This is a genomic window from Paracidovorax sp., from assembly GCF_057642795.1.
The window spans coordinates 1-25,868 of sequence record NZ_JBXYZY010000020.1; the positions used below are offsets into that span (position 1 = coordinate 1).

Genomic DNA, 25,868 nt, shown 5'->3' on the forward strand with positions numbered 1-25,868 from the left:
ACCAAGGCACTCAAGATCATTGATTCGGCCCTGGCGGCAGTGAACGGCCAGCGAGCCAGCTTTGGCGCCCTGCAGTCGCGCTTCGAGACCACGGTGAACAACCTGCAGAGCACGGCCGAGAACATGTCCGCTTCCCGTGGCCGCATTCAAGACGCAGACTTCGCCTCGGAAACCGCCAACCTGTCTCGCTCGCAGATCCTGCAGCAGGCCGGCACGGCGATGGTGGCCCAGGCCAACCAGCTGCCCCAGGGTGTGCTGTCCCTGCTGCGTTAATCGAAGCAGTGTTCTCAGGCGTGGCGGGCCCTGGCGGCCTGCCCGCCTGTCCCAGGCGGTGGCGATGCGTTCGCCACCGCTTTGTCGCTGGGGCCGATGCGCGGTAGCGGCCGGATTGGGTGGATTCTTCCGGTCTTATCGGCCCGATGCGGCGGTTGGCGTACTTCCATAATCTGCGTTGATGCAATTTGATGCGCTGAGAGGAAACGGACCATGGCTAGCTTTTCATCCCTGGGAATCGGTCTCGGTGGCAGCGTCGATGTCAACGGCCTGATCAAGGCCTCCGTCGATGCGGTCAAGCTGCCCATCACCAAGACGGGCGGCCTCGCGCAGCAGGCGGCCATCACCAAGGCCAAGGTGTCGGCCTTCGGGCAGTTCAAATCCATGGTGTCCACCCTGTCGGACTCCCTGGGCAAGCTCACCAGCGTCACGGGCTGGAACGGTGTGAGCGCCACGTCTTCCAAGAGCGACCTGGTCACGGTCAGCGCCGTCGGCGGCGCATCGCCCACCTCTTTCTCGGTGCAGGTGCAGAACCTGGCCAAGGCGCAATCGTCCATCTCGGCATCGCTGCAGCCCGCCAAGGACCCGGTGGGTGCCGGCACGATCAAGCTCGAGGTCGGCGCCTGGGCGGGCACGCCCAAGACCTTCACGGCCGCCAAGGCCGATGCGGTCAACATTGAAGTTTCGGCCACCGACACCCTGGCGGACATCGCCGGTAAGATCAACGGCTCGGGCGCCAACGTCACGGCGACCATCCTCAACGATGCGAGCGGCGAGCGCCTGATGCTGCGCAGCAAGAGCACCGGCGAAGAAGCCGGCTACCAGCTGTCGGTGACGGACGCTGACGGAACGCAGGGCGACAACACCGGTTTGTCCCGCCTGGTCACGGGTTCGACTACCGAATTCGCGCAGAACGCGAATGCCACCGTGAACGGCATTGCAGTCACTTCACCGACCGACGCCTTCGCCGATACGGTGGCAGGCGTGACCTTCACCGCCAAGGCGACGACCACCGACCCGATCACCATCACGGTCTCCAAGGACACTTCCGCTGTGAAAGCCAACGTGCAGGCGTTCGTCACCGCCTACAACGCCCTCAACAGCGCGCTGAACGAAGCCACGGCCTACGACCAGTCCACCAAGAGCGGGGCACTGCTGCAAGGCGACTCCTCCACCATCACGCTGCAGAACACGCTGCGCATGGCGCTGCAGAGCGTGACCGGCAACGGCGCACTGCGCACGCTGTCGGACATCGGCGTGGTGGTCGATGGCGGCTCCGGCAACGTCACGCCCAACGGCAGCCTGCGCCTGGACACGACCAAGTTCGACAAGGCCATGTCCGACCCGGATGCCGTCAAGGCGTTCTTCCGCGGCCCTGACGATGGCACGACGACCGACGGCTTCGCCGAGAAATTCAAGGGCGTGACCTCCAAGCTGCTAGACAGTAGCGGCTTCTTCGCCACCAAGACCAAGACCTATGACGACGCGCTCAAGCGCAACGCGCAGGACACCGAGACCATCACGGACCGTGCTGACCGCATGCAGAAGAATCTGACCGACCGCTACACCGCGCTGGACACCAAGATGGCCGGGCTCAACGCGCTCAACAGCTACATCAGCCAGCAGGTCACCACCTGGAATAAGTCGCGCTGAAAGACTTCAGTTTTCCGGTCGAGCGCCGATAAATTGAATAACCAGTCCAGGAAAGTAGCCAGCCATGTTCAGCGCCTCCAGCCCTCGTGCCGCATCCGCCTATCAGCGCATCAACGTCGAAACCAGCATGCACACGATTGACCAGCACCAACTGGTCAGCCTGCTGTATGCGGGTGTGCTGAATTCCATCGCCACCGCCCGCGGAGCCATGGCGCGCGGCGACGTGGCCGGCAAGTGCAACGGCATCAGCAAAGCCGTGCGCATTCTGGAGGAAGGGCTGAGCACGGCGCTTGACCGCGAAGCCGGCGGCGCGCTGGCTAGCAACCTGGACGCGCTCTACGACTACGCGCTGCGCCGGCTCATCCAGGCCAATGCGCGGAACGACGACGCCATGCTGGCCGAGGTGGCCCGGCTGATCGAGCCGCTCGCGCAAAGCTGGAACGAAATCAAGAAAGCCGGGGTCACCAACGCCAAGGCGGCCAACGATGCCGCCCAACCCGTGGCGGCGGAGGCCTGAGGTATGCCAGAAATGCTGATTGACTACTACAAGGCCATCGAAGACAGCAGCGCCAAGATGCTGGAGGCCGCCAAGCTGAAGGATTGGGACGGTGTCGTCCGCTACGAGGGCACCTGCGCGGTGTTGATCGAGCGTCTGCGATACGAGTCCCAGGCTCAGGAGTTGCTGCCTGAACACCGCCGCGAGAAGACCCGCATCATGCAGCGCATCCTGCGCAACGATGCTGAGATTCGCTGCCTGGCAGAGCCCTGGCTCTCGCAGTTCGAGCATCTGTTCGAGCGCCAGCCGATCGTGATGCACTGACCGAACCGTCCAGCGAAGCGGGCGCCGCCGCGATGGCGGCAGGCAGCGTCTGCACCAGGTACGAAACGCCTTGCCATCCGTTCAGCGGATCGCAAGGCGTCGCTGTTTGTGGGGCGGTTCGATGGCGGTGGGCGGGCTGGAGTGCGTGGCGTGGCGTTCCGGCTGGCCATGCGTGCATGCGCCGAGCGTGGCCGCTGCGGGTCGGAGTGGGGGAAGGTGCCCCAGGCGCTTGTGAATCAAGCGCTAGCTGCTATCAAAAAATGAGTGGTTTCCAGTGGCCGGCGGAGCGCTGCTGGCGACGGGAAGGAGCCAGGCGGCGCGGGCCGCCTCGCGCCGTATGGAGGCTCACACCTGCATGTTCATGATGTCGGTGTAGGCCTGCACCATGCGATTGCGCACATGCAACGTGGCCTGGAAGCCGACCTGCGCCTTTTGCATGGCGACCATGGTCTCTTCGATGCTGACGTTGGGGTTTTCCATCTGCACTTCGCGCTGCATGCTGCTGGAGCGGTTCTGCGCCGCGCTCACCGACTGCAGCGCGCCTTTGAGCGCCGAGGAAAAGCCCACGTCCTGCGCGCCGCCTTCCTGCGGAGCCGTGACGCGGCGCACCAGGCCGGTGCCTGACAGCGGGGCGATGGGGCTGGAGATGCGGAGGTCCATGGCAGTGTTCTCGGTGGAGTAAGGGGGCGGGTGCGGCTATGGCGGGATGGTGCAATCCTAGGGCGCGGTCCGCGGTCCATCTGGGGGAAATGATGGACAAAGGCGCGCTTTATCCAGCGAACGCGCCAGGGGGCTTGTCGAATAATCGCGGCACCGCCAGAGCCCCGCCATGGCCTGACATACTGGAAAGCCCATGTCCGCAGTCGCCGAAATTCCTGCCGCCGTCCCTCCTGCCAGCCCGCCGTCGTTGATTCAGCGTTTCGCTGGCCTCGACCGCTCGGTGCGCGTGCGTCTGGGGCTGGCGCTGGCCCTGCTGGTGGGGGGCATCGTGGCGGCGGTGTTCTTCAGCCGCCAGCCGGACTACCGGGTTCTGTTCACCAATCTGAATGACAAGGACGGCGGCGCCATCGTGGCTCAGCTGACCACGATGAACGTGCCCTACAAGTACACCGACGGAGGCGGCGCGATCATGGTGCCGGCCGACCGCGTGTACGACGTGCGTCTTCGCCTGGCCACCCTCGGGCTGCCCAAGGGCTCTGTTTCCGGTTTCGAACTCATGGACACCAGCCGCTTCGGCGTGACGCAGTTCCAGGAGCGCCTGAACTTCCAGCGCGGGCTGGAGGGCGAACTCACCCGCTCCATCCAGGCGCTCTCCTCGGTGCAGAGCGCCCGCGTGCATCTGGCTCTGCCCAACCAGAACGGCTTCTTCCGCGAGCAGCAAAAGCCCTCGGCCTCGGTGCTGGTCACCCTTTATCCGGGCCGCTTCCTTGATCGCACCCAGCTGGCCGGCATCGTCCACCTCGTGTCTTCCAGCGTGCCCGACATGGCGCCCAGCGCCGTCAGCGTGTTGGACGACACCGGCAAGCTGCTCTCGCAGTCGCCCGACGGAGCCTCCGGTGCGGGTGTGGACGCGCAGCAGCTCAACTACGTCAAGCAGATCGAGCAGGACTACACCCGCCGCATCATGGACATCCTGGAGCCGGTGGTGGGCAAGAACAACGTCAAGGCGCAGGTGACGGCCGACGTGGATTTCAGCCAGACCGAATCCACGTCGGAGCAGCACCGCCCCAACCAGACGCCCGATTCCGGCGCCGTTCGTAGCCAGCAGACGCTGGAAAGCACGGGCCAGCAGACGCCGCAGCCGCCCACTGGCGTGCCTGGCGCCACCACCAACCAGCCGCCCCAGCCGTCCACGGCGCCGATCAATGGCGCCAACCCGGCGCCCACGGCGGCTGGCCAGGGCGCACAGGCCGCTACGCCCAGCAAGCGCGAGTCGATCATCAACTACGAAGTGGACAAGACCACGCGCGTCACGCGCGGCAGCACGGGCACGATCAAGCGGGTGAGCGCGGCCGTGGTGGTCAACTACCAGCCCCCGGCCGAGAACGGCAAGGACGGCAAGCCCGTGGACAACAAGGCCCTGACGGCCCAGCAGATCGAGCAGATGACCGCGCTGGTGCGGGAGACCATCGGCTTCAACAAGGACCGCGGCGACTCCGTCAATTTGATGAACACCCCGTTCCTGGTCGATGCCACGCCGAAGACGGACTTGCCGTTGTGGAGGCAGCCGGAGATGATCGAGCTGGCCAAGAGCCTGGGCTGGCCGGTGGGTCTGTCGCTGTTCGCCGCCATCGTGCTGCTGGGTCTGGTGCGGCCGGCCATCAGGGGCATGAAGGCGCCCAAGGACGCGGCTGAACTGACCCCGGTCCAGTTGCAGGCGCAGGGTGGCCAGCTGGATGCGCTGGAATCCGAGCAACTGGAGCGCCCGGCCTTGCCGGCGCCCGGGGTCGCCAAGCAGGAAGACCTGCCGCCCACGCCGGAGCAGCAGCGCCTTGAAGACGCGCGTTCGCTGGCCATGAGCAATCCGATGGCCGTGGCCAATATCCTGAAAACCTGGGTCAATGGCGACTAACGCCCTGGCCGAAGCGAGACCACCATGGATGAGCAGGGACTCAACGACGCGGCGATCATGCTGATGTCTCTCGGCGAGGAAGAAGCCGCCGAGGTTTTCAAGCACCTGTCGCCCAAGGAAGTGCAGAAGCTGGGCGAGACCATCGCGCGGATGAAATCGGTGTCCAGGGAGAAGGTGGATGAGGTCATCAACCGCTTCTCCAACGACGCCGCCGCCCAGAGCCTGCTGGTGTCCGATACCGGCAACTATGTGCGCTCGGTGCTCAAGCGGGCCCTCGGCGACGACAAGGCCGCGCTGCTGATCGACCGCATCCTCCAGGGCGGGGACGTCTCAGGCATCGAAAGCCTGAAGTGGATGGACCCGCTTTCGGTGGCAGAACTGCTGCGCAACGAACACCCGCAGATCATTGCGGCCATCCTGGTCCACTTGGACCCGGACCAGGCATCGGCCATCCTGGTGCAGCTCAGCGAACGCCAGCGCGGCGAGGTGCTGCTGCGCGTCGCCACGCTCGAAGGCATCCAGCCGACCGCGCTCAAAGACCTGAACGAAGTGCTCTTCAAGGTGCTGGCCGGCGGCGACAAGATCCGCAAGAGCTCCCTGGGTGGCGTGAAGTCGGCAGCCGAAATCATCAACTTGCTGGGCTCCGGCATTGACGCCACGGTGCTCGAATCGATCCGCGTCCATGACCCCGATCTGGCGCAGAAGATCATGGACAAGATGTTCGTGTTCGACGACGTCGGCAAGCTCGACGACCGCGCCATCCAGACCGTACTGCGCGAGGTGGCCTCCGAAACCCTGGTGGTGGCGCTCAAGGGTGCCCAGCCCGAGCTGCGCGAGAAGTTCCTCTCCAATATGTCCTCCCGCGCGGCCGACGCCATGCGTGAGGATCTCGAATCGCGGGGCCCGATGCGGCTGTCCGAAGTCGAGGCGCAACAGAAGGAAATTCTCAAGACCGTGCGCCGCCTGGCGGACGAAGGCCAGATCGTAATGGGTAGCGGCGGCGATGACACACTCGTTTAATCGCCAGTACACGCGCTTCATCCCGAGCGAGGAAATCCAGGGCGTCACGCACTGGCAGTTCGGCACGGTAGACAGCACCGGCGTGATACCGCCGCCCGACGCCGAGGCCGAGGCGGCGGCAGCAGCGGCAGCAGCCGAGGCGCTGATCCCGCCCGGCATCGACCCGGCCGAGCACGAGGCCCTGCTGCTGCAGGCGCGCGAGAGCGCACATGCCGAAGGCGTGGAGCAGGGCCGGTCCCAGGCGGCGCTGGAGTGGCAGCAGCGTATGGACGACTACATCGCAGACCAGGGTCGCGAGGCCGCAGAGCGGCTTCAACGCCTGGCCCTGGCAACCCAGAGCGCGCTGGACGGCATGCAGCAGCGCATGGCGGGTGAATTGCTGGAACTGGCCTGCGATCTGGCGCGCCAGGTGGTGCGCCGCGAGCTGGCGGCCGATCCGCAGGCCCTGCTGCCCGTGGTGCGCGAGGCCCTCGCCTTGCTCGTCGCCGAAGGCCGGCCCGCCACCGTGCGGCTGAGCCGCGAGGACTGGGCCCTGCTGGAGCAGCCCCTGAGCCAGGAGTTTGCCGGCGCCAAGGTCCAGTGGGTGTCTGACGCCCAGGTGCAGCCCGGCGACTGCCTGGTGGAATCTGCGGGCACCGTGCTCGATGGGTCGCTGGACAAGCGCTGGCGCCGGGCCATCGCCGCGCTGGGACTGGCCGCGGCATGGAACGAACCCAGGCCGGGCGCCGACGCGGCTGCGCGGGAGTCGGTGGAAGCAGCACCGGAGGCTGCCGTGGCGCCCGTGCGCCAAGACGACGCAGAGGGAGAGGGTGCCCATGCCCCCGCATGAGCCCGGCATCCAGGGCGAAGCCTGGGACCGCTTCATTGACGACGCGCGCGCCCGCGTCGCCGAGCGCGTGCCGCTGGAGAGTCGGGGCACGCTGACCCGCCTGACCGGGCTGGTGCTGGAGGCGGCCGGCATCCGTGTTCCCGTGGGCTCGCAGTGCCTGGTGCAGATGCCCGCGCACGAGCCGGTGCTGGCGGAGGTGGTCGGCTTCTCGGCCGACAAGGCCTTTCTCATGCCGGCGGGCGACATCCACGGCCTCTCGAGCGGTGCCAGCGTGACGCCCGCACCGTCCTACGTGCCAGCACCCCGTCTGGGCGAGCCGGACGAGGCCGCCAGCGCAGTCTCCGCTGCATCGGGCGTGGGCGCTTTGCGCCTGCCCATGGGCGACGGACTGCTGGGCCGGGTAATCGATTCTCAGGGCACGCCGCTGGATCATTCAGGCCCGCTGGTGGGCGTGACCTCCGAACCCATGGACCGCCGCCAGATCAACGCCATGGACCGCGACCCCGTGCGTGACACCCTGGACACCGGCGTGCGCGCCATCAACACCCTGCTCACCGTGGGCCGCGGCCAGCGTCTGGGCCTTTTTGCGGGCTCCGGCGTGGGCAAGAGCGTGTTGCTGGGCATGATGGCCCGCTACACGCAGGCCGACGTGATCGTGGTGGGACTGATCGGCGAGCGGGGCCGCGAGGTCAAGGAATTTGTCGAAGACATCCTGGGCGCGGGCGACCGCAGCCGCGCCGTGGTGGTGGCTGCGCCTGCCGACGCGCCGCCGCTCCTGCGCATGCAGGGCGCGGCTTATGCCACCGCCATCGCCGAACACTTCCGCGACAAGGGCCAGCACGTACTGCTGCTGATGGATTCGCTCACCCGCTACGCCATGGCGCAGCGCGAGATCGCCCTGGCCATTGGCGAGCCCCCGGCGACCAAGGGCTATCCGCCCAGCTGCTTCGCGAAGCTGCCGGCGCTGGTCGAGCGCAGCGGCAACGGTCTGCACGGCGTGGGCTCCATCACGGCTTTCTATACCGTCCTCTCCGAGGGCGACGACCAGCAGGACCCGATCGCCGACTCGGCCCGCGCCATTCTGGACGGGCATATCGTGCTGTCGCGCGCGCTGGCTGAAACCGGGCATTTCCCGGCCATCGACATCGAGCAGTCGGCCTCGCGCGTGATGCACAACGTCGTCTCGCGTGAGCATTTCGACATGGCGCGGCGCTTCCGCGCCGTCTATTCGCGCTACCAGAAGAGCCGCGACCTGATCCAGGTGGGCGCCTACATGAGTGGCTCCGACCCGCAGCTCGACGAAGCCATCCGGCTGCAGCCGGCGATGGCTGAATTCCTGCAGCAGGACATGTTCGAGGCCGCCTCGCTCGACGAGAGCCTGACGGCCATGGCCGCTGTGCTGGGCCAGTGACGCCCGCCGCCGCGCAGAGAGCCGCACCATGTCTTCGCTCCAAGCTTTCCTCGTTGCCGTCGAGATGGCTGAACGCCAGCGCGACGCCGCACGGCAGGCGCTGCAGGACATCCGCCGCACGCGGCATGCGGCACAGCAGCAGTTCGACCAGCTTCAGGGCTATGCCGAGGAAATTCAGGACCGCTGGGGCGCACGCGAAGACATGGTGGTCAAGCCCGAAGTGATGCACCACCAGTACCAGTTCATGGACCGGCTGGGGCAGGCCATCGGCATGCAGACCGGCGTGCTCGACGAGCAGGCTGCCCGGGTGCAGGCCGCCGAGCAGCGCGTGTTGCAGGCCGAGCTGCGCCTGGCCAGCCTCAAGAAGGTCGTGGACAAGCGCCGGCGCGAGCTGGAGCAGCTGCAAGCGCGGCGCGAACAGAAGCAGACTGATGAGCGGGCGTCGATCCAGGCCGCCCGTGCCGACAGGCGCCCGATGGGCGAGGAAGAATGACCATGGAAACCCAACGCACCCCTTCCGCTCCCCAGCGCAGCGGTACCCACGAAGCCCACGCCGCCCGCCAGGCCGACAAGTCTGGCAAGGCCACCAAGGCGAATGCCACGGCCACCGAGGATGACGGCAGCTCCGCCGCGCAGGCCACGGGCGCCTTCTCGCAGCTGCTGGCCTCGCTGGGCATGGAGGCCGACGGGCTGCCCGCTCCGTTGGACGCCGCTGCGGACATGGCAATGGGTGCCTTGGGTGCTGCCACCGATATGGGCGCGGCGCTGGGGCAGGTGCCGCTGCCGCTGCAGCTGGTGCCGGGTGCGCTCAGCGGGCTGGATGCCATGTGGGCACGCGGGCAGGGCAAGGCCGGGATGGACAGCCTGGTCGGCCAGACGGCGCGGCTGGATGGTGCTGGTGACACCGCGGCCGTGAACGGCACGGGACTGGGTACGGCGGCTGCCGCCCAGAGGGGAACGGCAGGCCGCTTCCCCGCAGCCTGGGCGGGCGCGGCTGGCTCCATGGCCGCGGGCGGGGCGGCCGCGGCCGGTGCCGGACTGGCTGCTGGCGATGCGGCCGGCAGCCTGCTGGGCGCTGCAGGGGGCGAGCATGGCAAGGCCACGGCGCAGGGCGCTCTGGCGGCGCTGACCGCCCAAGGCTCGGCCGCCGCAGCCGGTGCACAGCCGGAACACCGCGATACGGCAGCGCTCGGCGGCGGCTCCTCAGCCCTTCGCGGCTCGTTAGAGTCGGCTCCCGCCGCGATGCCCCAGTCCCTGACGGCGCTGGCGCCCGATGCGTCCCAGCCCGATGGCCGCGCGAGCAGCCGGGGCGGCGAGGGCGCGGCCCAGGGCAGCGGCACGATGTCTGCCGTGCCGACGGCCGACAGCTCGCGCGACACCGCGGCAACCACCTTCAATGCGGATCTCTCCGGCGCCGCCAGCGCCGATGCGGCCCAGCGTGCCGCCGAAGACCAGATTGCCGAGCAGGTCGCCTACTGGGTCCACCAGAAGACGCAGAACGCCGAGCTCACGCTGGACCGCGATGGCCAGCCGGTGCAGGTCACGGTCTCGCTCACGGGCAATGAGGCGCATGTCGCCTTCCGTAGCGACCAGATCCAAACCCGCGAGATGCTGGACGGCAGCGTCGCGCAGCTGCGTGAGCTGATGCAGGCCGAGGGGTTGCAGCTGGCTGGCGTCACTGTGGGCACTTCGGGCGAGTCTTCCGGGCGGGATGGCCGCAGTGGCCCCGATAGCGAGGGCCGCGGCCGGCAGGGCGCACGCCATGCGAGCGTGCAGGCGGCCGTGCCGATGGGTGCCGGCATGCGGGCCGCCAACGGCGGCTCGGCCAGCTCGTCGCTGGACGTCTTCGTCTGATCCGGCCCGCCCGCCCCGTGCACACGGGGAGGAGGGTACCGCTGCGGCTGCGGCGCCCCGGTGGTCAGCGGGCTGAAAGCGCTGTTTTTGGGCTTTTATTCTGGCTATCATGCCCTGATCCCCTGCCCAATAATCGGGTTCCTACAGCTTGCGCCGCAATGAAACTGCGGCGCGCCTGTTCCCCTCTTTTTCCGCATGCTTCGCGGAAGGAAAGCCCAACGTGTCCGCACCACCCGCCGCTGCCCCTGCCGCTCCTGCCAAGAGCAAGAAGATGCTCATCATTTTGGTGGTCGTCGTGCTGCTCCTGGTGGCTGGTGGCGGGGCCGCCTGGTTCTTCCTGTCCAAGCGCCATGCGGCCGATGAAGAGGGTGGAGACGCCGCTGCCGCGCAGCCCGCGCCGGCCGCGCACCATGTCGATCCCAAGACGCCTCCGACCTTCGTGCCCATCGACAACATGGTGGTCAATCTGGCCGACCCAGGCGGCGACCGCTATGCGCAGATCGGCATCACGCTGGAACTCTCCGACCCCAAGGTGGAAGCGCAGATCAAGCAGTTCCTGCCGAGCATCCGCAGCGCCGTCCTGATGCTGATCTCTCAACGCACCAGCGACGAGCTGCTGACCAAGGAAGGCAAGCAGAAGCTGGCGCTCGACATCCGCCGCGAGGTTTCCAAGCCGCTGGGCTACACCGTGCCCAAGCCGCGCAAGAAGCGCGCATCCGCGCCCGAAGACGACGACGAAGAAGATGCACCACCCGCACGCCCCGACAACAACCCGGTGCGCGGCGTGCTTTTTTCCAGCTTCATCATCCAGTGATCCTCGCGGAAGGTCCCAGCCATGAGTGAATCATTTCTGTCGCAGGAAGAGGTCGATGCCCTTCTGGAGGGCGTCACCGGCGAAAGCCAGAAGACGGCCCAGGAAGAAGTCGATTCCGGCTCGGTCCGCAACTACGATATCTCCAGCCAGGAGCGGATCGTCCGCGGCCGGATGCCGACGATGGAAATCGTCAACGAACGGTTCGCGCGCAACTTCCGCATCGGCCTCTTCAACTTCATTCGCCGCAGCCCCGAGATTTCGGTTGGCACGGTGGCGGTGCAGCGCTACAGCGCCTTCCTGCGCGAACTGGCGGTGCCCACCAACTTCAACATCGTCGCCATCCGGCCGCTGCGCGGCAGCGGACTGATCGTGTGCGAGCCCTCGCTGGTGTTCGGCATCATCGACACGCTCTACGGCGGCGTCGGCAAGTTCCAGACCCGGATCGAGGGGCGCGATTTCTCGCCCACCGAGCAGCGCGTGATCAACCGGCTGGTGGATGTGATCTGCGCCGAATACAAGAAAGCCTGGCACGGCATCTATCCGCTGGAGCTGGAATACCAGCGCTCGGAAATGCAGCCGCAGTTCGCCAATATCGCCACGCCCAGCGAAATCGTGGTGTCCACCGCGTTCCAGCTGGAGATCGGCGATTTGTCCGGCGCCATCCACATCTGCATGCCTTACGCCACGCTGGAGCCCATCCGCGACGTGCTGTATTCATCCACCCAGGGGGACTCCATCGAGGTGGATCGGCGCTGGGTGCGCGTGCTCACGCGCGAGATCCAGGCCGCCGAAGTCACGCTGGTGGCCGAGCTGGCCCGGGCCGACGCCACGGTCGAGCAGCTGCTGGCCATGAAGCCTGGCGATTTCATTGAACTCGACCGCGAGCCGCGCATCCGCGCGTCCATCGGGGGCGTACCGATCTTCGAGTGCCAGTACGGCACGCACAACGCCAAGTACGCCATCCGGATCGAAGAATGTTTGCGCAGCTCCGACGCGAGCTGGCTGGGAGAAAAAGATGTCCTCTGAAGATAACAAGGACAGCGGCGACGATCCGTTCGCCGGCTGGGCCGAAGCGCTCGAAGAGCAGAAGACCACCGACGGCAAGGCGGGCGATGGCGACCAGGGCGGCCCCCTGTCGGGCGATCCGGTGCGCCCGTTCTCGGGCTCCGGCAACGACGCGCCGGTCAACGACATCAACATGGTGCTGGACATTCCCGTCCAGCTGTCCGTGGAGCTGGGTCGCACCAAGGTGCCGATCAAGTACATCCTACAGCTCGCACAGGGTTCGGTGGTCGAGCTCGACGCACTGGCCGGCGAACCCATGGACGTGCTGGTCAACGGCTACCTCATCGCCCAGGGCGAGGTGGTGGTGGTGAACGACAAGTTCGGTATCCGCCTGACCGATGTGGTCACGCCGTCGGAGCGCCTGCGCCGTGTCAGCCGGGGCTAGTGGTGGCATGGCCCAGACGCTGCTCTGGGTGGTGCTCTTCGTGGCGGCCATGGCGGCGCTGCCCTGGCTCGTGCGCCGCGTGCAGCAGCGCACGGCCGGCCGGCTATCGGCCGGCGCAGGTGTGGGGGCGTCACGCGTGCTCTCGGCCGTGGCCGTGGGCCCGCAGCAGCGCGTGGTGACGGTCGAAGTCGGCCCCGAACACCAGCGCACGGTGCTGGTGCTCGGCGTTACGGCCCAGCAGGTCAACTGCCTGCATGTGCTGCCGCCCCGGTCCCCGGCACCCCAGCCGGGCGCTGGCCGGGAACCCGCCGAACCGGCTTTCGCCAACGCCATGGCGGCCGAAATGTCGGCGGCTGCGTCAACGCAGGAGCCTCGCATCAATGGCTGATCGGCCCTCTCCGCCGCGCAGCCCCGCTGTGCGTTGCGCGCTGCTGCTGGCTGCGATCGCGGCGTCACCTGCGGCGCTGGCTCAGACCGGCGGATCGCTTCCGCTGTTGATCGGCTCGGGTGCTGGCGGTGGCGGCAACAGCTATTCGGTGCCCATCCAGACGCTGCTGTTCTTCACGGCGCTGTCCTTCCTGCCGGCGGTGCTGCTCATGATGACGGGCTTCACCCGCATCGTCATCGTGCTGTCGCTGCTGCGCCAGGCCATCGGCACCCAGTCGGCTCCGCCCAACCAGGTCATCGTGGGGCTGTCGCTCTTTCTCACGTTCTTCGTGATGGGGCCGACTTTCGACCGCGTCTATCAGGACGCCTACGTGCCCTACACCAACAACACGATCAGCTTCGAGCAGGCGCTCGAGCGCGGTGAGGCACCCATGCGCGCCTTCATGCTCAAGCAGACGCGGCAGTCCGACTTGGCCCTGTTCGCGCGGCTGGCCAAGCTGCCGGCCGATGCGAAGGGCGAGACCGCGCCCCTGCGCGTGCTGGTGCCGGCCTTTGTCACCAGCGAGCTGAAGTCGGCCTTCCAGATCGGCTTCATGATCTTCATCCCGTTCCTGGTGATCGACATGGTGGTGTCCAGCATCCTCATGTCGCTGGGCATGATGATGCTTTCACCCGTGCTGGTCGCGCTGCCGTTCAAGCTGATGCTGTTCGTGCTCGCCGATGGCTGGAACCTGCTGATCGGCTCGCTCGCCGCGAGCTTCGCCACCTGAGGCGAGCCCGCGGCCGCCCCTTTCTTCGCCTGACCGCTGACCGACCCAGACCGCTGCCATGACCCCTCAATTCGCACTCACCGTGGGCCGCGAGGCGCTGACTTTGCTGCTGACCATCTCCATGCCCCTGCTGGGCGTGGTGATGGCCGTCGGCCTGCTGGTCAGCATCTTCCAGGCGGTCACGCAGATCAACGAGGCCACACTGGCCTTCGTGCCCAAGCTGATCGCAGCCGTGGTGGTGTTCGCTATCGCCGGGCCCTGGATGGTGACCACGCTGGTGGACTACCTGCGCCGCACGATCGAAGCCATTCCCACGGTGGTCGGCTGACCGCGCCGCGGGCGGCCGGGCGCGCGCAGGGGCTGAAGGGGCAGGGCGGATGATCACCTTCACCGAGGCGCAGATCATGGCCTGGCTTACGCCGGTGCTGTGGCCCTTCCTGCGGGTGCTGGCCATGTTCACCGCCGCGCCGGTGTTCTCGATGCGCGCCATTCCGCTGCGCGCCAAGATCGGCCTGGCCTTCCTGGTGGCGCTGTGCGCGCAAGCCGTGCTGCCGGCCGCGCCCATCATCGACTTGAACGGCCGTGGCGCCTTGGGCGCAGTGGCGCAGCAGGTGGCCGTGGGGCTGTCGATCGGGTTCGCGGTGCGGCTGGTGTTCTCCACGATCGAACTGGCCGGCGAGGTCATCGGCCTGCAGATGGGGCTGAACTTCGCCTCGTTCTTCGACCCCATGAGCAACGGGCAGGTGAGTGCGGTGGGGCGCTTCTTCGGCAACATGGCCACCCTGCTCTTCATCGTCATCAACGGTCACTTGCTGGTGCTGATGGCGGTGATCGAGAGCTTCAAGCGCTTTCCGGCCGACGGCAGCTTCCTTGCTGCGCTGGGCCAGATGCGGATCCACGAGCTCGGCGCCTCCGTTTTTGCCAGTGCGCTGTGGATCGCACTGCCCATGGTGGCGCTGCTGATGTTCGTGAACCTGGCGCTGGGCATCATCTCCCGCGTGGCGCCGCAGATGAACATCTATGCGGTGGGGTTCCCGGTCACGCTCGCCGTGGGCATGCTGGGCATCACCGCCACGCTGCCCATGCTGGAGCAGCCTGTGCTGACCCTCCTGCAGCAGGCCATCGACCTGTTCGCCATGACACGCTGAGCATGTGGTCCGGGGCGGTGCCGCGGCGTGGGGCCGCTTGGGAGGGCATCACGGGCGGGATCGTTCCAGGATTTTTTGCCTTCATGCCCTCTATATGCCTGGGCGAGGTGCTATTGATTTGTGAGTGCGCCAATCCGCGCGCGGCGCGTCACACCAGCTGGTTGCGGATGGCATACACCGTAAGTTCCGCGTTGTTCGAGAGCTTGAGCTTTTCCAGCACCCGGGCGCGATAGACACTCACGGTCTTGGGGCTGAGCATCAGCTCTTCAGCGATGTCCGAGAGCCGCTTGCCCGAAGCGATCTTGACCAGCGTCTGCAACTCCCGCTCCGACAGCGCCTCGTGCGGCATCTCGCTGGTCGGCTGCGCCAGGCTTTCTGCCAGCATCTGGGCTACTTCGGCCGTCAAGTATTTGCGCCCCTGGACGACCGTACGCACGGCGGCGATCAGCTCCACCGGGTCGCCCGCCTTATTGGCATAGCCTTGCGCGCCGGCCCGCAGGCAGCGCAGCGCGTACTGGTCTTCCGGGTACATCGAAACGATCAGCACCTTGAGGGCAGCATGCGTTTCCTTCAGGCTGGCCAGCACCTCCAGGCCGCTGCGGCCGGGCAGGTTCAGGTCCAGCAGCAGCACGTCGCAGGGCGCGGAGCGCAGAACGTCGCGCAATTCCGCGTAGCTGCCGGCTTCGCCCGTCACGGAGATGTCGGGCGCCTCGGTCAGCGTGTCGCGGATACCCCGCCGCAGTACCGCGTGATCGTCACAAAGCACCACATGAATCACTGTGCATCTCCTCCATCCCTGTCCACAGGCATGGCCGATGGTAGCTCCAGCGGGACCGACAGGATGATGGAGGTTCCCCGCCCGGGCTGGCTGCTGATGTCCAGCCAGCCCCCCACGGTGCGAGCGCGCTCCTGCAGGCCGCGCAGGCCGAACGACCGGGGTTTGGCGCGGCTGGCCGCAAGGTCCATACCGACGCCGTTGTCGGTCACTTCCAGGGTGAGCGTGCCCTCGGTGTCGCCCAGGTCGATCCGCACCAGGGAGGCGGCTGCGTACTTGGACACATTGGTAAGCGCTTCCTGCGCGGTGCGGTACGCCACCAGTTGCACGGCCGGCGGCAGTTCCGCCGTCGCGGGCGATGCAGCGACGCGGGTGGCCACGCCCGTTCGCCGCTCAAAGCTTTCCGCCAGCCACTGCACTGCCGCCACCAGGCCCTGGTCGAGGATGGGCGGGCGCAGGTTCATCATGATGCGCTGGCTGGCGTCGATGGCGTGCTGCAACATGTCCACTGCTGCGCCAGCGTGGCCACGCATGGCGTTGGACTCGCTGTGCCGGCCGATCCATGCGAGGTCGAACTTCACCGCCGTGAGGGCACCGCCTATGTCGTCGTGGATCTCGCGGGCGATGGCGGCGCGCTCCTGTTCGATGGAGGTCTGCAGGTGTTCCGTGAGTTCGGCCAGGCGCCGCTCCGACTCTGCCAACTCGGCTGCCGCCTGTTCGCGGGCGCGGCGCGCCTCGGCGACTTCAATGGCGCGGGCGATCACGTGAGGCAGCCGGCCAATATTGTCCTTGAGCAGGTAGTCGGCGACGCCCAGGCGCATGGCATCGACCGCTGCAGCCTCGCCGATGGCGCCAGACAGCAGCACGAAGGGGGGCGGCGCAAGGCGCTCCTGCACGGCCTTCCATGCGTCCAGCGCAGTGAAGCCCGGCAGGTGGTAGTCGGCGAGAATGAGATCAAAGCGCTCGGTGTCGAGCGAGTGATTCAGTGCCTCCAGCGAATCGACGTGGCGGATTTCCGACATCACGCCCGCGCGCTGCAGCGTCAGCCGGGCCAGATCGTGATCGATGATCGAATCTTCGAGGTGCAGAATGCGCAAGAACTTTTTACCTACACCGCAAGCCATGGGAGTCGGTATCATAGGATACATATTGGAACAAAGTGGACCGGTGATCCGGTGGGGTTGGGTTCAGTCTGGAGTGCCACATGCCGAACTTGACTCATCGGGGATATGCCACATTGGCGCTTGAAGTCCTCATCGAAGTGTCGCGTGCCTTGCTGCCGCCTATAACGACGGAGAAACGATGCAATCTACGCTAACGCCGCCTGGTGAGCCAGGCGTACAGGTCCCGGTCATGGTGGCGGCAGAGTTGCAGGATTCGCTGCTGGTGGTCATGCACGACCTGCATCGGCTGGAAGGTCTGCTGAGTCATGCGACAGACAACCTGATGGATCGGTTCAGCGAAGCCAACAAGGCGCTCACCGACGACGTGGTGGGCGACTCTGCGCAATTGGCAGCCCTGCGCACCGCGCTGCGTAGCGCCGTGACCGAGCTGCAGTTCCAGGACATGGCCTCGCAGCTGATCTGGCACACCACCAAGGTGTTGCAGGGCTGCGCGTTCCGGCTGGCGTCCGAGGCCATGGGCAGCGAAGAGGGCGAAGAAGCCGCGCCGTTTGCCGACATGGCCCCCGACCGGCCCAATCCCGTCACGCAAAGTGAGATGGACGCCGGATCGATCGATCTTTTCTAAGGGCTCCCAGCCCCTGGTCACCTATATATTCAAGTCAGTTGGAGCCCTTACATGCAATCGATTCTCGCCGTTGATGATTCTCCGTCCATGCGGAAGATGGTGGCCTTCACGCTGACCAGCGCTGGCTATCATGTGGTGGAGGCAGTGGACGGCCAGGACGCCCTGGAAAAGGCGGAGTCCCACGACATTCACCTCGTGCTGGCCGACCAAAACATGCCACGTCTGGACGGTATCGGCCTCACGCGCCGGCTGCGCGAACACCCGCGCTTCAAGACGATCCCCATCCTGATCCTGACCACCGAATCCAGCGACCAGATGAAACAGGCTGGCCGCAGCGCCGGCGCCACGGGCTGGCTGGTCAAGCCCTTCGATCCCAATCGCCTCATCGAGGTGATTCAGAAAGTGATCCGCTGAGTGGACCGTTGCATGCAACGTCGTCTCTTCAGACCATCCCAAGCAAACAGGAGCCCACAATAATGGCGGAAAGCTATCAGGACAGCGCCGGCGGCGGCGCTGACTTCGACCTCAGCCAGTTCTATCAGATCTTCTTTGAGGAGGCTGGTGAGAATCTGGACCAGATGGAGCACATGTTGCTCGAACTGGACCTGACGGCGGCCAACGACGAGGAGCTCAACGGCATCTTCCGCTGTGCGCACTCCATCAAGGGCGGGGCCGCGACGTTCGGCTTTGCTGACGTCGCCGAACTGACGCACCAGATGGAATCGCTGCTTGACCGCCTGCGCCGCCACGAACTGCAGCCCATTCCCCAGATGGTGGACGTCCTGCTGGAGTCGGCCGATGCATCGCGCAGCCTGCTGGCCCGCCACCAGGCCGGCGGGCATGGGGAGGCCGTATCCACGACGGAGCTGGTGCGCCGCATCAGCGAACTGGCCGCAGGCGGCGTGCCGGAGCTGGTGGCTGCCCCGGTGGCTGCACCGACCCCCGCTCCTGTCGCTGCCCCGGCGCCAGTGGCCCCGGCTCATGCGGCCCAGGCGCCATCGGCTGCGGGTGGCGCACGCTCGCTGCACATCGACATCGGTCCGTTGAACCGCCCCGAGCAGGCCGACCCCATCAAGGAGCTGTTCAGGGATATCAACGGGCTGGGCTCGATCAGTGATCTGCCCGCTGCTGCGCCCGGCATGCGCTCGTTCGCCGTGGAGACATCCTCCTCTGACGAAGACCTGCTGGATCTGTTCGCTTTCCATGTGTCCAAAGAGCAGGTGGTCATCCGCCCGGCCGGCTCGCCCGAGGGTGCAGGCGGAGCTGATACGTCCGCAGAGGCGTATGGTTTCTTTTCGGATTCGCCCGGCTCGCCTGCCGATGGCGCCGCAGCGGCAGCGCACGCGCAAGCCCAGCCGGTCAAGGTCGAAGCTTCGCGCGCCGTGACCGCCGCCGAGCCCAAGGCCGTGAGCCAGGCCCAGATGGAATCCACCACCATCCGCGTGGCGGTCAACAAGGTGGATCAGCTCATCAATCTGGTGGGCGAACTTGTCATCACGCAAGCCATGCTGGCGCAGAACAGCCGCGGCCTGGATGGTGGGGTCTATCAGCAGCTGCTGGCTGGCCTGGCGGACCTGGACCGCAACACGCGCGATCTTCAGGAGTCGGTCATGTCGATCCGCATGATCCCGATGACCATCGTGTTCAATCGTTTCCCGCGCATGCTGCGAGACCTGGCCAACAAGTTGGGCAAGAAGGTCGAATTCGTCACGCACGGCGAAGCCACCGAACTGGACAAGAGCCTGGTGGAGAAGATCACTGACCCGCTGACCCATCTGGTGCGCAACAGCTGCGACCACGGCATCGAAATGCCCGCCGAGCGTCTGGCCGCCGGCAAGTCCGAGCACGGCACCATCACCCTGTCGGCCTCGCACCAGGGCGGCTCGATCGTGATCGAGGTTCGCGACGACGGCAAGGGGCTCTCGCGCGAGAAGATCCTGCGCAAGGCGCGCGAGCGTGGCCTGGACGTGTCCGATCAGATGACCGACGCCGAGGTGTGGAACCTGATCTTCGCGCCGGGCTTCTCTACGGCCGACGTGGTGACCGACGTGTCGGGCCGCGGCGTGGGCATGGACGTGGTCAAGAAGAACATCGCCGCACTCAACGGCTCGGTCGAGATCGATTCCGCCGAAGGCTACGGCATGCGCGTGTCGGTGCGCCTGCCGCTTACGCTGGCCATCATGGACGGCATGTCCGTCGGAGTGGCGGACGAGGTGTACATCCTCCCCCTGTCGTCCGTGGTCGAGTCGTTCCAGGTCAACCCGGACGACGTGAACACCGTGGCACAGGGCTCGCAGTTGGTGAAGGTGCGTGACGAATACATGCCCGTCATCTCGCTGGAGCGCGCCTTCCAGGTACCTCGCGGCGACAGCGGCAAGTCCAGCAACATCATGGTGGTGGTCGAGGCCGACGGCAGCCGCGTGGCGCTTCTGGTGGACGAGCTGCTGGGCCAGCACCAGGTCGTGGTCAAGAACCTCGAAACCAACTATCGCAAGGTGCCGAACGTATCGGGCGCGACGATCCTGGGTGACGGTACCGTGGCCCTGATTCTGGACACGGGCGCGCTGGTGCGCCGTGCCCGGCATTGATTCGTATGAACCCCGCTAGCTTGGAGCAACAAGGAGCCTCGGCATGAACGTGATGGAAAAGACGGATGAGACTGCGGTCGCCGGCGCAAGAGAGTACCTGACCTTCCGGCTCGACCAGGAAGAGTACGGTATCGACATCCTGAAGGTGCAGGAGATCCGCGGATACGAGCCGCCCACCCGCATCGCTAACGCACCTGCCTTCATCAAGGGCGTGACCAATCTGCGCGGCACCATCGTGCCCATCGTGGACATGCGCCTCAAGTTCAACTGCTCGCAGGCCGAATACAACAGCTTCACGGTGGTCATCATCCTGAATCTGCGCACGCGCGTGGTCGGCATCGTGGTGGATTCCGTGAGCGATGTGATGGAACTCGCGGCCGAGAACATCCGTTCTGCGCCGGACATCGACAGTGCTATTGACAACAACTGCATCCTGGGTCTGGGTTCGGTGAACGAGCGCATGCTCATCTTGCTGGATATCGAGAAGCTCATGTCCAGCGTAGACATGGGTCTGATGTCCGAGCAGGACTGAGCGGTGGGCGGGGTGGCGCGGATATACCGTTTCCATCCTCCCCCGGCTGCCCCCCGCGGCACTTGAAGCGCCGCCCCACCTTTTGAGCGGAGACGAACCGAATGCGCCCCCATAACAGTCCCGCCCCCAGCGCCGGCGACGCGCTGACCGCGGCTCCAACCGGCCCCCTGGCGCAAGGCCGTGAGTTCGTCTGGACCAATGCAGATTTCTCCCGGGTACAGGCGCTGATTTATCAGCGCGCGGGCATCAGTCTGCACGACGGCAAGCATGCCATGGTCTACAGCCGGCTGTCGCGACGGCTGCGGGAAACCGGACATTCGAGCTTTCACGACTATCTGGGTTGGCTGGAAAAGCACGACGGCCCGGAATGGCAGGAGTTCGTTAACGCGCTCACCACCAACCTGACGGCGTTCTTCCGTGAGCAGCACCATTTCGAGATCTTCGCCCAGCACTTGCGCACGCGGCCGGCCGGGCCGTGGCATGTGTGGTGCAACGCCGCCTCGACGGGAGAGGAGCCTTACTCTATCGTCATGACGGCCTTCGAGAGCCTGAACTCCGCGTCCAACTTCAAGCTCACGGCCAGCGACATCGACTCTCGGGTGCTTGCGACGGCATCCGAAGGGGTCTATCGGCTCGACAGCCTCAAGGGCGTCAGCCCGGAGCGGATGCAGAAGTTCTTCCTGCGTGGCAAGGCTTCGAATGCCGGCCTGGTGCGGGTCAAGCCCGAACTGCGCCGCGCCATCGATTTTCTGAGCGTCAACCTCATCCGGGACGACTGGCCCTTCCGCGAGCCCTTCGATGTGGTGTTCTGCCGCAACGTCATGATCTATTTCGACGGACCCACCCAGCGGCGTGTGCTCGAACGCATTCACCGGGTGCTCAAGCCGGGGGGGATGCTGTTCGTCGGTCACGCCGAAAACTTCAGTGAATCCCGGGACCTTTTTACGCTGCGTGGCAAGACGGTTTATGAACGCCGCTGACTGATCCCATGGCCTCGATCCAGAAAAAGCTTCCATGACCACCAATCGTCCAGGATCTCCTCCCGCGTCGCCTGCTCAGCCTTTTGGCGCTGTGGAGCGGCGCCGGGCGCCCCGCATCGCTCCGCTCAGTGCCGATATCTATTCCTCCGGTGGCGCTGCAGCCGGCCCCGCCAAGGAATCCACCCTGCAGGAGCTCAAATCCGCGCCGCGCAAACCGGGCGAAGCCTCGTTTTTCTTCTTGGATCATCACTTCCAGCACAATGCGGTCAAGGTGTTGCCTGGCGAGTATTTCGTGTCCAACGAGAGCCTCGTCATCATGACGGTGCTGGGCTCCTGCATCGCCGCGTGTCTGTGGGATAGTCGGTCGCGGGTGGGCGGCATGAATCACTTCATGTTGCCGGACGGGGACTCCAACGACGTATCGGGCCGATATGGTTCATATGCCATGGAATTGTTGATTAACGAGATGCTCAAACTCGGCGCTCGGCGCGAGTCGATGCAGGCCAAGGTCTTCGGCGGCGGTCAGGTGATGCACAACTTCACGACCATGAACGTCGGGGAGCGCAATACACAGTTCGTGATGAACTATCTGCAGACCGAGCGAATTCCTATCGTGTCGGAGGATGTGCTGGATATCTACCCGCGCAAGGTGGTCTTCTTCCCGGTCACGGGCAAGGCCATGGTCAAGCGCCTTGCGCACGCCCATCCGGATGCGTCCGCTGCGCAGGAAGTGCGTGGCAACGTCGTGACGGTGGCCAAGGCGACGGCGGGCGGCTCGGTGGATCTGTTTTGAGTGGGCCTAACGAAAGTGGTATGGCATGAGCAGGAAGATTCGCGTCATCGTGGTGGACGATTCCGCACTGGTGCGCAGTTTATTGGCCGAAATCATCAACCGACAGCACGACATGGAGTGCATCGGCACCGCCAATGACCCACTGATCGCGCGCGAGATGATCCGGGAGACGAATCCCGATGTCATCACGCTTGATGTCGAAATGCCGCGCATGGACGGGATCGACTTCCTGGGCCGTCTGATGCGCCTGCGCCCCATGCCTGTGGTGATGATCTCCACGCTGACGGAGCGCGGAGCTGAAGTGACCATGCGCGCCCTCGAATTGGGCGCCGTCGATTTTGTGGCCAAGCCGCGCGTGGGCTTGTCCAGCGGTCTGACGGAACTTGCCACCCAGATTGTCGACAAGATCCGTGTGGCGGCCGTGGCCCATGTGAGGCGCGCTCCTGCGCGGAATCCAGCCGCACCCGTGCATCCGGCAGGAGCCGCGGGCTCCGCCGCCGCTGCCGTGCCTGTATCGTCCGCCACCTTGCTGGGCCGCGTGTCCACGGAGAAGCTCATCTGCATCGGCGCTTCCACGGGCGGAACCGAAGCCATCCGCGAAGTGTTGGTGCAGATGCCTGCCGACTCGCCTGCCATCGTCATCACCCAGCACATGCCGCCTGGCTTCACCACCAGCTTCGCTGCCCGACTCAACGGCCTATGCAAGATCACGGTGAAGGAGGCGGTGCATGGCGAGCGCATCCTGCCGGGCCATGCCTACATTGCCCCTGGCGGTACCCAGTTCCATGTGGCACGCAGCGGTGCCAACTACGTGGCAGTGGTGGATGACGGCCCGCCGGTCAACCGCCACAAGCCGTCGGTCGAAGTGCTCTTCAAGTCTGCCGCTGCCGTCGTGGGGCGCAATGCCTACGGCATCATGCTGACCGGCATGGGCAATGACGGCGCAGCGGCCATGCGCGAGATGAAGAACGCCGGCAGCTACAACTATGTGCAGGACGAGGCCTCGTGCATCGTCTTCGGCATGCCCCGCGAAGCCATCGCCCATGGCGCTGCGGACGAGGTGCTGCCGCTTATGCAGATCGCACCGGCGCTCATCGCACGCCTGCGCGGCTCGAGTGATCGGGTGCATCACCGCATTTGAGCCCCCCGCCCGGGTTGGCGCCCCGGGCGATTGGGCATGCCCAGCTGATCAGCCCGCCAGGATTTCCCAGCGCTCCAGCGCTTGCAGCAGCTGCGCCTCGATTTCGGCATCGCGTGCATGCAGCGCGGCACCTCTAGCGGCATCACGCGCGTAGATGCTGCCGTCCGCCAGCTCTTCCTGAATCTGCTTTTGCTCCTGTTCCAGTGCGGCGATCAGGTCGGGCAACTGGTCCAGTTCCCGCTGCTCCTTGTAGCTCAGCTTCTTTTTTGATAGCGGCTCACGCTGGCTCTGAGCGGGCTGCGGTGCATTCGGGCTGGAATAAGGTGCCGCCACCGTCGGCGCCGTGGCCGGGGTTTGCGCGGCGGCGGGCTGGGCTCCGGCCTGCGCTGCCAGGGCCTTGGTGCGGCGGGACTGCGTCAGCCAGTCTTGCACGCTGCCCTCGTATTCGCGCCACTGGCCCTGGCCTTCGCAGGCGATGGTGCTCGTCACCACGTTGTCCAGGAAGGTCCGGTCGTGGCTGACGAGGAACACGGTGCCGTCGTAGCTCTGCAGCAGTTCCTCCAGCAGATCCAGCGTGTCGATATCCAGGTCGTTGGTCGGCTCGTCCAGCACCAGCACGTTCGCGGGGCGCGCGAACAGCCGCGCCAGCAGCAGTCGGTTGCGCTCGCCGCCTGAGAGCGACCGCACCGGCGAGTGGGCGCGAGCGGGAGAGAACAAAAAGTCGCTGAGGTAGCTCTTGACGTGCTTGCGCTGGTTGCCGATCTCGATCCACTCGCTGCCGGGGCTGATGAAGTCCTCCAGCGTCGCATCCAGGTCCACCGCATTGCGCATCTGGTCGAAATAGGCGATCTGCAGGTTGCTGCCGCGGCGAATAGTGCCGGCATCCGGCATCAGCTCGCCCAGGATCAGCTTGAGCAGGGTGGTCTTGCCGGCGCCATTGGGGCCGATCAGCCCGACCTTGTCGCCCCGCAGGATGGTGCCCGTGAAGTTGGTCACGATCGCCTTGTCGCCGAATGCCTTGGTCACGTTCGACAGCTCGGCCACGATCTTTCCCTGGTAGCCGTTCTGGCTGCCCGAAGCGACATCCATCTTCACGCTCCCCAGGGCTTCCCGCCGTTCGGCGCGCTGGGCCCGCAATTCCTGCAGCCGCCCGATGCGGCTCTGGCTGCGCGTGCGCCGTGCTTCCACCCCGCGGCGGATCCAGACTTCCTCCTGCGCGAGCAGTTTGTCCGCCTTGGCGGCGATCACTGCCTCCTGAGCCAATTGCTCTTCCTTCTGCGCGACGTACTGTGCGAAATTGCCCGGGTAGGAGCGCAGCTCCCCGCGGTCCAGCTCGACGATCCGGGTGGCGACCCGATCCAAAAACGCCCGATCGTGGGTGATAGTTACTACGCTGCCCTTGAAGTCCAGCAGCAGCTCCTCCAGCCACTCGATGGAGTCGAGGTCCAGATGGTTGGTGGGCTCATCTAATAAGAGAACATCGGGGCGAGCCACCAGCGCCTGGGCCAGCGCCACTCGTTTCTTGGTGCCTCCAGACAGGTCGCCCACCTTGGCGTCGCCGTCTAGATGCAGTCGGTGCAACGTTTCCTCGACCCGCTGCTCCCAGTTCCACGCATCGTAGGCTTCGATCTGCGTTTGCAGCGCGTCTAGGTCTAGCCCTTCGGCGCCTGATAGATATTGATCGCGCACTGCAATGACGGCACTCAAGCCCTGGGAGGCAGCATCGAACACAGTCGAGTCCGGGTCCAGCAGCGGCTCCTGCGCTACATAAGTGATGCGAGCATTCTGCTGAACGTGCATTGCCCCGTCGTCCGGCTTTGCGATGCCTCCAAGAATTTTCAGCAGGGAAGACTTGCCTGCGCCGTTGCGGCCGATAAGTCCGACACGCTCGGCAACCTCCAGGGAGAAGCCTGCATGGTCGAGCAGCGCGACATGTCCGAAGGCCAGCTGCGCATTGATAAGTGTTATGAGAGCCATGGCCCATTATCAGTGGGGCTCTGTGATGTAGGACCGCCGCCGTCAGATGAGCCTGCCGATGAAGTCTGTAGGACGATCTTCACAAAGTTCGTGCGACTGAGCAAAAAGCGTTGTACACTAGCGGGCTTGGCGCAGCCGATGTCTCTTGAGGAGCTTCGGGGGTGTTGAGAAAAAAAGTTGGTTTTGAGTTGCGACTGGTTGAAAAATCGGTGTAGAATTCAAGGCTTCGCTGAACGGAGTTGATTGCTGATGCGGTCGGTTCTGTGAAGTGAAATAAAGACCTTCGGTCTTGACGGTGTTTAAAAAATGCTGTTATAATCGAAGGCTTCGCT

At 65.6% G+C, this 25,868-nt stretch carries 29 protein-coding genes; 24 read left to right on the forward strand and 5 right to left on the reverse strand.

Annotated features, from left to right (window positions below; translation table 11 throughout):
* The 4 genes from AC3A84_RS06865 to AC3A84_RS06880 all read left to right on the forward strand — a co-directional run.
* A partial coding sequence (locus AC3A84_RS06865; protein WP_487968855.1) for a flagellin occupies window positions 1–273 on the forward strand: 273 nt, incomplete at its 5' end.
* Window positions 274–486: 213 nt separating this feature from the next.
* On the forward strand, window positions 487–1,926 hold the full coding sequence (gene fliD, locus AC3A84_RS06870) for a flagellar filament capping protein FliD (protein WP_487968856.1): 1,440 nt from the start codon (window positions 487–489) through the stop codon (window positions 1,924–1,926).
* A gap of 64 nt (window positions 1,927–1,990) precedes the next feature.
* A complete protein-coding gene (gene fliS / locus AC3A84_RS06875; protein WP_487968857.1) occupies window positions 1,991–2,443 on the forward strand; it encodes a flagellar export chaperone FliS in 453 nt (150 codons plus the stop codon).
* 3 nt (window positions 2,444–2,446) lie between these two features.
* Complete coding sequence (locus tag AC3A84_RS06880; RefSeq protein ID WP_092942058.1) at window positions 2,447–2,746, forward strand: flagellar protein FliT; 300 nt, start codon at window positions 2,447–2,449, stop codon at window positions 2,744–2,746.
* Between the two features lie 345 nt (window positions 2,747–3,091).
* On the opposite strand, the gene fliE is transcribed toward AC3A84_RS06880, so the two are convergent.
* A complete protein-coding gene (gene fliE / locus AC3A84_RS06885; protein WP_487968858.1) occupies window positions 3,092–3,406 on the reverse strand; it encodes a flagellar hook-basal body complex protein FliE in 315 nt (104 codons plus the stop codon).
* 193 nt (window positions 3,407–3,599) lie between these two features.
* On the opposite strand from fliE, the gene fliF reads away from it, so the two are divergent.
* The 13 genes from fliF to fliR all read left to right on the forward strand — a co-directional run bounded on the left by fliF (window position 3,600) and on the right by fliR (window position 15,001).
* Window positions 3,600–5,318, forward strand: a complete 1,719-nt coding sequence (gene fliF / locus AC3A84_RS06890; RefSeq protein ID WP_487968859.1) for a flagellar basal-body MS-ring/collar protein FliF — start codon at window positions 3,600–3,602, stop codon at window positions 5,316–5,318.
* A gap of 24 nt (window positions 5,319–5,342) precedes the next feature.
* Complete coding sequence (fliG, locus tag AC3A84_RS06895; RefSeq protein ID WP_487968860.1) at window positions 5,343–6,338, forward strand: flagellar motor switch protein FliG; 996 nt, start codon at window positions 5,343–5,345, stop codon at window positions 6,336–6,338.
* Window positions 6,322–7,167 (forward strand): FliH/SctL family protein, encoded by an 846-nt coding sequence (locus AC3A84_RS06900; RefSeq protein WP_487968861.1) that lies wholly within the window; start codon window positions 6,322–6,324, stop codon window positions 7,165–7,167. The genes fliG and AC3A84_RS06900 overlap by 17 nt, the downstream gene beginning before the upstream one ends.
* Window positions 7,154–8,578 carry a flagellar protein export ATPase FliI gene (gene fliI, locus AC3A84_RS06905; protein ID WP_487968862.1) on the forward strand — a complete coding sequence of 475 codons (1,425 nt, stop codon included), beginning with the start codon at window positions 7,154–7,156 and terminating at the stop codon, window positions 8,576–8,578. Before AC3A84_RS06900 ends, fliI begins: the two co-directional genes overlap by 14 nt.
* 28 nt (window positions 8,579–8,606) lie before the next feature.
* Complete coding sequence (locus tag AC3A84_RS06910; protein ID WP_487968863.1) at window positions 8,607–9,071, forward strand: flagellar export protein FliJ; 465 nt, start codon at window positions 8,607–8,609, stop codon at window positions 9,069–9,071.
* Window positions 9,072–9,073: 2 nt separating this feature from the next.
* Entirely contained in the window at window positions 9,074–10,432 is a 1,359-nt protein-coding gene (locus AC3A84_RS06915; RefSeq protein ID WP_487968864.1) for a flagellar hook-length control protein FliK, read from the forward strand.
* Window positions 10,433–10,703: 271 nt separating this feature from the next.
* On the forward strand, window positions 10,704–11,246 hold the full coding sequence (locus AC3A84_RS06920; protein WP_487968879.1) for a flagellar basal body-associated FliL family protein: 543 nt from the start codon (window positions 10,704–10,706) through the stop codon (window positions 11,244–11,246).
* A gap of 21 nt (window positions 11,247–11,267) precedes the next feature.
* On the forward strand, window positions 11,268–12,272 hold the full coding sequence (gene fliM, locus AC3A84_RS06925) for a flagellar motor switch protein FliM (protein WP_487968865.1): 1,005 nt from the start codon (window positions 11,268–11,270) through the stop codon (window positions 12,270–12,272).
* The gene (gene fliN / locus AC3A84_RS06930) at window positions 12,262–12,696 is read left to right on the forward strand and encodes a flagellar motor switch protein FliN (protein ID WP_487968866.1); all 435 of its coding nucleotides are present in this window, start codon (window positions 12,262–12,264) and stop codon (window positions 12,694–12,696) included. The genes fliM and fliN overlap by 11 nt, the downstream gene beginning before the upstream one ends.
* A 7-nt stretch (window positions 12,697–12,703) precedes the next feature.
* Entirely contained in the window at window positions 12,704–13,084 is a 381-nt protein-coding gene (locus tag AC3A84_RS06935; protein WP_487968867.1) for a FliO/MopB family protein, read from the forward strand.
* Window positions 13,077–13,853, forward strand: coding sequence for a flagellar type III secretion system pore protein FliP (gene fliP, locus AC3A84_RS06940; protein ID WP_487968868.1), 777 nt, complete (start codon window positions 13,077–13,079; stop codon window positions 13,851–13,853). Before AC3A84_RS06935 ends, fliP begins: the two co-directional genes overlap by 8 nt.
* Window positions 13,854–13,911: 58 nt before the next feature.
* Window positions 13,912–14,181 carry a flagellar biosynthesis protein FliQ gene (gene fliQ / locus AC3A84_RS06945; protein WP_092942038.1) on the forward strand — a complete coding sequence of 90 codons (270 nt, stop codon included), beginning with the start codon at window positions 13,912–13,914 and terminating at the stop codon, window positions 14,179–14,181.
* 49 nt (window positions 14,182–14,230) lie between these two features.
* Entirely contained in the window at window positions 14,231–15,001 is a 771-nt protein-coding gene (gene fliR / locus AC3A84_RS06950; protein ID WP_487968869.1) for a flagellar biosynthetic protein FliR, read from the forward strand.
* 148 nt (window positions 15,002–15,149) lie between these two features.
* Here fliR and AC3A84_RS06955 read toward each other — a convergent pair whose 3' ends face one another.
* Together AC3A84_RS06955 and AC3A84_RS06960 are read right to left on the reverse strand one after the other, a co-directional pair.
* The gene (locus AC3A84_RS06955) at window positions 15,150–15,779 is read right to left on the reverse strand and encodes a response regulator (RefSeq protein ID WP_487968870.1); all 630 of its coding nucleotides are present in this window, start codon (window positions 15,777–15,779) and stop codon (window positions 15,150–15,152) included.
* Entirely contained in the window at window positions 15,776–16,915 is a 1,140-nt protein-coding gene (locus tag AC3A84_RS06960; RefSeq protein WP_487968871.1) for a hybrid sensor histidine kinase/response regulator, read from the reverse strand. Before AC3A84_RS06960 ends, AC3A84_RS06955 begins: the two co-directional genes overlap by 4 nt.
* 163 nt (window positions 16,916–17,078) lie before the next feature.
* On the opposite strand from AC3A84_RS06960, the gene AC3A84_RS06965 reads away from it, so the two are divergent.
* The 7 genes from AC3A84_RS06965 to AC3A84_RS06995 all read left to right on the forward strand — a co-directional run bounded on the left by AC3A84_RS06965 (window position 17,079) and on the right by AC3A84_RS06995 (window position 23,559).
* Window positions 17,079–17,525, forward strand: coding sequence for a hypothetical protein (locus tag AC3A84_RS06965; RefSeq protein ID WP_487968872.1), 447 nt, complete (start codon window positions 17,079–17,081; stop codon window positions 17,523–17,525).
* A 51-nt stretch (window positions 17,526–17,576) separates the two neighbouring features.
* Window positions 17,577–17,939 carry a response regulator gene (locus tag AC3A84_RS06970; protein ID WP_092942029.1) on the forward strand — a complete coding sequence of 121 codons (363 nt, stop codon included), beginning with the start codon at window positions 17,577–17,579 and terminating at the stop codon, window positions 17,937–17,939.
* Window positions 17,940–18,001: 62 nt separating this feature from the next.
* Entirely contained in the window at window positions 18,002–20,113 is a 2,112-nt protein-coding gene (locus AC3A84_RS06975; protein ID WP_487968873.1) for a chemotaxis protein CheW, read from the forward strand.
* Window positions 20,114–20,156: 43 nt separating this feature from the next.
* The gene (locus AC3A84_RS06980; RefSeq protein ID WP_092942025.1) at window positions 20,157–20,645 is read left to right on the forward strand and encodes a chemotaxis protein CheW; all 489 of its coding nucleotides are present in this window, start codon (window positions 20,157–20,159) and stop codon (window positions 20,643–20,645) included.
* A 101-nt stretch (window positions 20,646–20,746) separates the two neighbouring features.
* Window positions 20,747–21,625 (forward strand): CheR family methyltransferase, encoded by an 879-nt coding sequence (locus AC3A84_RS06985; protein WP_487968874.1) that lies wholly within the window; start codon window positions 20,747–20,749, stop codon window positions 21,623–21,625.
* Between the two features lie 34 nt (window positions 21,626–21,659).
* The gene (cheD, locus tag AC3A84_RS06990; protein ID WP_487968875.1) at window positions 21,660–22,418 is read left to right on the forward strand and encodes a chemoreceptor glutamine deamidase CheD; all 759 of its coding nucleotides are present in this window, start codon (window positions 21,660–21,662) and stop codon (window positions 22,416–22,418) included.
* A gap of 25 nt (window positions 22,419–22,443) precedes the next feature.
* Window positions 22,444–23,559 (forward strand): protein-glutamate methylesterase/protein-glutamine glutaminase, encoded by a 1,116-nt coding sequence (locus AC3A84_RS06995; protein ID WP_487968876.1) that lies wholly within the window; start codon window positions 22,444–22,446, stop codon window positions 23,557–23,559.
* 48 nt (window positions 23,560–23,607) lie between these two features.
* On the opposite strand, the gene AC3A84_RS07000 is transcribed toward AC3A84_RS06995, so the two are convergent.
* Window positions 23,608–25,536, reverse strand: coding sequence for an ATP-binding cassette domain-containing protein (locus AC3A84_RS07000; protein ID WP_487968877.1), 1,929 nt, complete (start codon window positions 25,534–25,536; stop codon window positions 23,608–23,610).
* Between the two features lie 79 nt (window positions 25,537–25,615).
* The coding region (locus AC3A84_RS07005) for a hypothetical protein (protein WP_487968878.1) at window positions 25,616–25,868 on the reverse strand (253 nt) is incomplete at its 5' end.